A 6,394-nucleotide genomic window follows, 5' to 3' on the forward strand; every position below is an offset into this window, starting at 1 on the left:
GCTGCGCAGGATGAAAGCTGCGCGGCCCGGCCTGTTGCTCACCCCACGCTGCGAGGCGTAACTAACCCAAGGACTCTGGTCGCCGCTGGATGAAAACTCAGGGGCACGTCAACGTCACTACCGCATCACCGACGAAGAACTGGCCTTCCTCACTGAACGTATCGAAGTGCTGCGCGAAGTCGTGAAGAAAGCAAGCGAACAGCGTATCGAAGAACTGCGCAAGGCCGCCGATCACGCCTGACCTAGGGCCGCACGTTGTGCTCCCGTCGGTCGCGGCGCCATTCCCAGGGTGCTTCTACAGTCCCCGCCCACACGCCGCGACGCGCACGCCGAGCGGCAATCTCCTCGATCAGATAGGCTGTCCCGGCATAGTCGGCGTAACGCAGCGCCCAGCCTTCCCGAACCAGCCAGGCGCCGATGTCTTCATCCCCCGCCCGGCAATCAGCGACCATGCGACCGTAGCGATCCCTGTCGCGCTCGAAGCAGCGCACGACCTGATCCCGCAACCGCGCGTCAAGCGCATTCGCCGCTGCCGTTCCACACCGCCATGTCCCGCCATCCGGCGCCCCGCAGATCTGACGTCCCTCGGGCGCATCCACACCCCACAGCCGAACGCGCTGCCCATGAATTTCCAGCGTGTCGCCGTCAATCACCGAGGCATGGCCCGCGAGGTCAGGCTCGGACGGCGCACAAGCGGTGAGAAGGATTAAAAGTGGAAATAAGCGCAGCATCACTTCTATCTATGAGGCGCGTCTGCGGTGCGATCAAAGAGGCAGAAGCCTTAGAGACTCGTCAACAAACCAACGTAACATTGCGGATCAGTTCAGGTGCGATCGGGTCGAGTACCTGGACCTCTGCATCATTCATCGTCGGCACGTTGTCAGGCATTTGGTTGACACCGCGGAACGAGCGTTGATCGACGACGCTGACCGCGCAGTCGTCGAACATTTTCTCGAATGCCCAAGGGCCGCCGATGAACCCTGAATGGTTCACGATCTTCGAAGAGGCGGCATTGACCCAGCAAAACCGGCAGCGATGCGTCCAGAGCACCGAAGCATCGACCTCGATTACCGCCCAACTGCATCGCGAATTTCGCACCTTCTGGGCAAACATCGCGTCATTAATGCCATGAATAGAGAGTGAGACAGCACCTAACTGACCATCGTTCCGCCAACCGTCCGTGTACATATAGGCGGCCTGATGGTCATCGAGAATTTGTCTCGAGACCAAGCCATTGGCGAGGATGCTCTCGAGGTTCGCGGAAGGCGTGAAATGGTAAAGTGATGTGACGCCGCGCCTGCGCGCCGCATTGCGGATCTTGATCGAACTCATGTTGAGACCATGCTTCAAAGCAGCATGGCGGGCCCCGACGGTGTCCACGCTTGCATGCGACGCCCACGCAGTTCGTCACCGAAGAAGGTCGCAAAGTCGATGACGGTGTCGTGCCGGCTGTATTCGGTGGTGTCCGATCGCTTCAGCGTTTCGGGCACGACGAGCAAGACATTCATGGACGCCATGTCCTCAATGGCGTTGGCCGCGATGTTCTCATCGACGGTGGCCAGGTACAGGTCGCTGTCGCCCATCTCACGCTCGACCTGCTTCCAGCGCTCCTTCAGCGTGGTCTTGGCGCTGAGGATGAGCCCCTTCTGCGCCCCTTCCAGCCCCTTGCGGCGAAGGTGCGCCAGGGAAGGCAGGATGAAGTCCGGGCGCTTCCTGGCTTCGATGACGACCTGCTTCGCGAAAGGAACGCCGCCCGCCGCCAGCATCGCCTCGATGTGGTGCTCAAAGGAGTAGCCGGCGCGGGACTTCCGCTGCTGGCTGGCCGAGAGCATGATCCGGTCAATCTCGCCGACAGCGTCGACCATGCGACGGATCACCGTCTTCATGTCCATGTCGGCCGGCTCGTCGCCGAAGACGGCGCGAACCAGTTCCACAGCGCGCTCCCTGCGCTGGAACTCACGGAACAGATCATATTCGATCACACGGCTGATCTCGCGCACGGCGTCACCCGGCGCGTCGAGCGCGAAGGGGTCGAGGCTCGCCATGCCGCGGGCGCCCAGAAATTTCGATCGAGCAAGGACGGCGAGTTCGGCCGTAGCGGGCATGGCGCTCCGGTCCCTGGCGAACATCCCGATGTCGCCTGCCAGCCACGCCAGGGCGACCTGCTCGGCGAACTCCATGATCCTGTCGCGCTCGGCAGCCATGACGGCGGCGGGCTCGAGCACGCCGACCTCGAAGTCCGCACCCAGCCCCAGGGTGTCAGTCAGCATGCCGGCGACGTCCGAGGCCGAGTCGATCGTCAGGCAGACAAAGCCCGCGCCGTCATCCCGGTCTTCAGGAGCCATCACGAACCAGGACGCCGGCCCGAGGGTTTCGAACGCCGCCTTCGGCACGCCCGTCATGTGGGTTTCTTCGCCCTTGCTCGTATAGTTCACGAGCCGGGTCTTCTTTTCCTCACCGAACTGCGGCCACGTCGTTTGAAAGAAGACCTCAAGGATGGCGTGAGCCTCTGGGTCCTTTCGCTGCTTCGCCGTCAGAGGCGGAAAGAAGCCGCCATCGCGTTCAGCCACCGGAATGTAGACGCCGCCCTGATGCTTGTTCGGCATCCGGGCCCAGTCGCGGTCATTGTTGGAGAGCTTCTTGACGAGGACGCGCGGCGCCCGGGCCAGAAGATCCGCCAGCAGCGCCCCGGTTGCGTCCTCCTGGACGAACAGATCAGTCTGCTCCGTCATTGCCCCTCCACGGAATACTTCACGACCTGATAGGTCAGACGGCCGCAGCACGCCAGTATGCGAACATGCCGTGCGGGGACAGTGTCAGCCCGCTTCACCCGTCGGGACCGTAGGGTCGACGCCCAGGCTGTCAAACGGCTGGGCCCCGTCAAGAAAGGCGGCGCACGCCGCCAGCACCTCTTCGGGGGCCTGCCGTTCACGGCCCCGCAGCACGCACTCCCAGACATCGAGAACGCGCCATCCAAGGGTCAGGAGTTCACTGCGCACCCTCGCGTCCCGGTTGATGTTTCCGGAGATCTTGGCGCGCCAGAAATCCGGACGCGTGCCAGGCCAGCGAAACAGGCTGCAGTCATGCCCGTGCCAGAAGCAGCCGTGAATGAAGATCACGGCGCGCCGCCCGGGGAAGACGAGATCCGGGCGTCCCGGAAGCCTTCGATCATGCAGCCGGTAGCGGTAGCCCATCGCATGCAGGCCCCGGCGGATGAACATTTCGGGTTTGGTGTCCTTCGGCCCGATGCCGGACATCATCCGGCTTCGGACCTCGGGCGTCACGACATCAGGCAACCGCCTTCAGCCCGGACTTTGCAGCGTCTCGTGCAAGCATTTCGACGAGCGAAGGCTCCATGTAGCGCGCGATGGCCTCGATCACCGGCACGGCGACGGCGTTGCCGAACTGGCGATAGGCCTGGGTGTCGGAGACATCCCGCGGAATGATCCACTCCCTGGTGCGCCGGTCCTCCCCCTCCCCGACCTCGTACTCGAATCCCATCAGACGCGCGCATTCGATCGGCGTCAGACGGCGCGGACGCGGCTGCTGGGCGATCAGGATCTCCGACCCGTCCTTGTGGTAACGGGCAGACAGGGTCCGCGTGACGCCTTCCGGCCCGAAGACGCTGTAGCCGAAGCCGTTGCCGGCCTTCTCATGCTTGGCGCGATAGTCCTGCAGGTACTGCCAGAGCTTCGGCGTCAGGGTGTATTTTGAATCGACCTCATTGTGAGACTGAAGGATGGAGCCGAGCTTCGGCCATGTCTTCTGGTCAGGGATCATCCGGTCGAAATCATCGAAGCTGAACCCGACGTCCTCGCGGAAGCCGACAATGAAAATCCGCTCCCGCTTCTGCGGAACCCAGGGCTCCGAACTGATGACCCGGAAGTCGATGGTATAGCCAAGTTCCTCTTCGAGAACCTGCCGGATCACGCTGAAGGTGCGCCGACCGTCATGGCGCTCCAGGTGTTTGACGTTCTCCAGCATGAAGGCCGCCGGCCGGTGGTGGCGCAGGATGTCGCGGATATAGAAGAACAGGTTCCCCTGTTTGGCGTCATCGAATCCGTGAGCCCGCCCGAGCGAGTTCTTCTTTGACACCCCGGCGAGAGAGAAGGGCTGGCAGGGGAAGCCGGCCAGAAGCACGTCATGCTCCGGAATCAGCGCCGGATTGTCTCCAAAGGGCCGGATGTCTCCGGCCATGACGTGGTCGTCCCCGTCAAGGAAGTTGGCGTTGTAGGTCTTGTTCGACCAGCGATCCCATTCGCTGGTGAACACGCAGCGGCCGCCAATGGCCTCAAAACCGAGACGCAGACCGCCGATGCCGGCGAACAGGTCGATAAAGCGGAACTTCGCTGGCGGGCGCGCTGCAAGCCGCTCCTCGGCCAGCGTGCGCACCCTGTCCATGACGAGCTTTGGAACCGGCGCTTCTTCCGAAGCATACCGGCGCACCTGTTTCCAGGAATAGCCGAGCTCTTCCTGAGCAGTCTCTGCGGTAATCCCGGACTGCCGGAGCCACAGGGCGAAGGGCTTCTCAGTGCTCATGCTGCGACCATCGAATCTAACTTCCGGGAATCTCAGGGACGGGATGACACGAGTTCACCCGGCAGACAAGCAGCATTTGTTCCCTTTTTGTTTCGAATTTCACCGTTTCGTCGCCGGTAGCAACCGTCAAAGTCCAACCCCGCCGGATCTCGTAGACCCCCGCGTGGGGCCTAACAGAACGGGCACCCCGCCGGAGGGGTAGGTGAACCTACGACCGGAGCCGGGCGTATAGCCTCCCCTGCCCGCAACTGCTTCGATTCTTTCAGGGTCTGGGCGCCTCTGGCGCGTCTCATGAAACGCGAGACCCAGGATGGTTCTGATCAAGGAGCAGCAGCCGCATGCAACCGCGCCTTCTGACCGAGCAGGAAGCCGCCGATTATCTTCGCGTGCCAGCCGCCACATTGCGCAGGCTCAGCCTTGGGCGTGTCGTCCTGGGCACGAGGCACCGTTACGACCGGAAGGCTCTGGATCATCACCTCGATCAGCTGTCCGGCCTGGAGATCGCATCCCCCCACCCTCTTGAACAGGCGGATATCGAACTTGCCCGATTCATTTCAGATCACCCACGCCCTGCCCGGCCTTCACAGGGTCAGGCGCGCAAAGGCTGATCGCGTCTTTGAATACTGGTACGCTTGGAGGGGTGGCCCCCAGGTTCTCGCCGCCAAGGCCTCCAACCCACGCACGCTGGCGCGCCTGGTCGCACGGCAGACGCCGTCAGCGATCGACGCCTACAAGCACCACGTCAGAACTGTCGGGCAGCGTCCTGTTGACCACCTGACGCTCTTCGGCCTGATCACCCAGTATCTGGAGGTCATGACGGCCGACCAGTCACTTGCTCCGCGAACAAAGGTGGATCGACGCAAGCTTCTCGACCGCGTCCGCACCGAGCTGGGCGAGATGACACTTACAGCGCTCACTTCAGCCAAGGCCCGCGCCTTCCTGCTGGACTGGCGCGACCAGAGGGCCGCCACACCCAAGACAGCCGATGAACTGCTCGGCGCCCTGTCCCTGGTGCTGAACTGGGCCGTCAATCGAGGCAGGCTTGCGAGCAACCCGGTAGCCAACTTCCCCCGTATTTATGAGGTGAACAGAGCTGAAATCATATGGGAGCCGCACCACCTTCAGGCGGTCCTGGCCGAAGCCGACCCGCCGGTGGCCGCCGCCCTGCGCCTGGCTGCGGCGACCGGCCTGCGCAAGAACGACCTGATCGCCCTGCCCTGGTCCGCGGTGAAAGAACACGCGATCGTCTGGCAGACCGGAAAAAGCCGCGGCCGCAAGACCGTGGTGATCCCGATCACCGAGGACGTCAGGGCCGTGCTGGATGATCTGGATCGCGGCGAATGCCCGACCGTCCTGCAGACGTCGGATGGTCTGCCCTGGACGGCGCCCGGCAACGGCCTGGACAGCGGCGTGAGGCGCGCCCGCCTTGAGGCGGATGAGGCGGCGAAACGATCCGGCAAGGCCAGCGCCGGCCTTGAGGGCCTGCGCTTCCACGACCTGCGCGGCACGGCCGCCACCAACTTCATCCGTGCGGGTCTGCCGCTGGATGATGTCGCCACGATCCTGGGCTGGGAGCTCAACCGCGTGAGGGAGATCGCGCGGCGTTATGTAACGGGAGAGGCCATCGGCCTGGGCATGATCGCGCGGCTCCAGGAAACCCGGAACATAAGGCCAACTGTAAAACCCACTGTAAAACCTGAGCCCCGAAGGGGGCGCTCAAGGCGCTCAAACCCTTACAGGACGGTGGCTGGGGAACTAGGACTCGAACCTAGAATGACGGTACCAAAAACCGTAGTGTTACCATTACACCATTCCCCAGCGGTCCGGTGTTTCCCGCCGAGCGCTGTGCGTCGCG

Annotated in this window: 6 protein-coding genes, 1 tRNA gene and 1 pseudogene; 2 read left to right on the forward strand and 6 right to left on the reverse strand. The window is 63.1% G+C overall.

Annotated features, from left to right (window positions below; genetic code table 11):
• Positions 1-242 precede the first annotated feature (242 nt).
• The 5 genes from ACU5AP_RS15835 to dcm form a co-directional block, all read right to left on the reverse strand.
• The gene (locus tag ACU5AP_RS15835) at positions 243-731 is read right to left on the reverse strand and encodes a thermonuclease family protein (protein ID WP_446681506.1); all 489 of its coding nucleotides are present in this window, start codon (positions 729-731) and stop codon (positions 243-245) included.
• Positions 732-792: 61 nt separating this feature from the next.
• Entirely contained in the window at positions 793-1,332 is a 540-nt protein-coding gene (locus tag ACU5AP_RS15840; protein WP_446681507.1) for a DarT ssDNA thymidine ADP-ribosyltransferase family protein, read from the reverse strand.
• 14 nt (positions 1,333-1,346) lie between these two features.
• Complete coding sequence (locus tag ACU5AP_RS15845) at positions 1,347-2,732, reverse strand: type II restriction endonuclease (protein ID WP_446681508.1); 1,386 nt, start codon at positions 2,730-2,732, stop codon at positions 1,347-1,349.
• 84 nt (positions 2,733-2,816) lie between these two features.
• The gene (locus tag ACU5AP_RS15850; RefSeq protein ID WP_446681509.1) at positions 2,817-3,296 is read right to left on the reverse strand and encodes a very short patch repair endonuclease; all 480 of its coding nucleotides are present in this window, start codon (positions 3,294-3,296) and stop codon (positions 2,817-2,819) included.
• Positions 3,289-4,539: a DNA (cytosine-5-)-methyltransferase gene (gene dcm / locus ACU5AP_RS15855; RefSeq protein ID WP_446681510.1), complete on the reverse strand. Its 1,251-nt coding sequence runs from the start codon at positions 4,537-4,539 to the stop codon at positions 3,289-3,291. The genes ACU5AP_RS15850 and dcm overlap by 8 nt, the downstream gene beginning before the upstream one ends.
• Before the next feature lie 338 nt (positions 4,540-4,877).
• Here dcm and ACU5AP_RS15860 point away from each other — a divergent pair, with 338 nt between their 5' ends.
• Together ACU5AP_RS15860 and ACU5AP_RS15865 are read left to right on the forward strand one after the other, a co-directional pair.
• On the forward strand, positions 4,878-5,147 hold the full coding sequence (locus ACU5AP_RS15860; protein WP_446681511.1) for a helix-turn-helix domain-containing protein: 270 nt from the start codon (positions 4,878-4,880) through the stop codon (positions 5,145-5,147).
• A gap of 289 nt (positions 5,148-5,436) precedes the next feature.
• Positions 5,437-6,054 (forward strand): annotated as a pseudogene (locus tag ACU5AP_RS15865) (tyrosine-type recombinase/integrase); the annotation flags it as partial.
• A 229-nt stretch (positions 6,055-6,283) separates the two neighbouring features.
• On the opposite strand, the gene ACU5AP_RS15870 reads toward ACU5AP_RS15865, so the two are convergent.
• A tRNA-Gln gene (locus ACU5AP_RS15870) sits at positions 6,284-6,357 on the reverse strand.
• Positions 6,358-6,394 lie beyond the last annotated feature (37 nt).

The organism is Brevundimonas sp. RM1 (genome assembly GCF_052907225.1).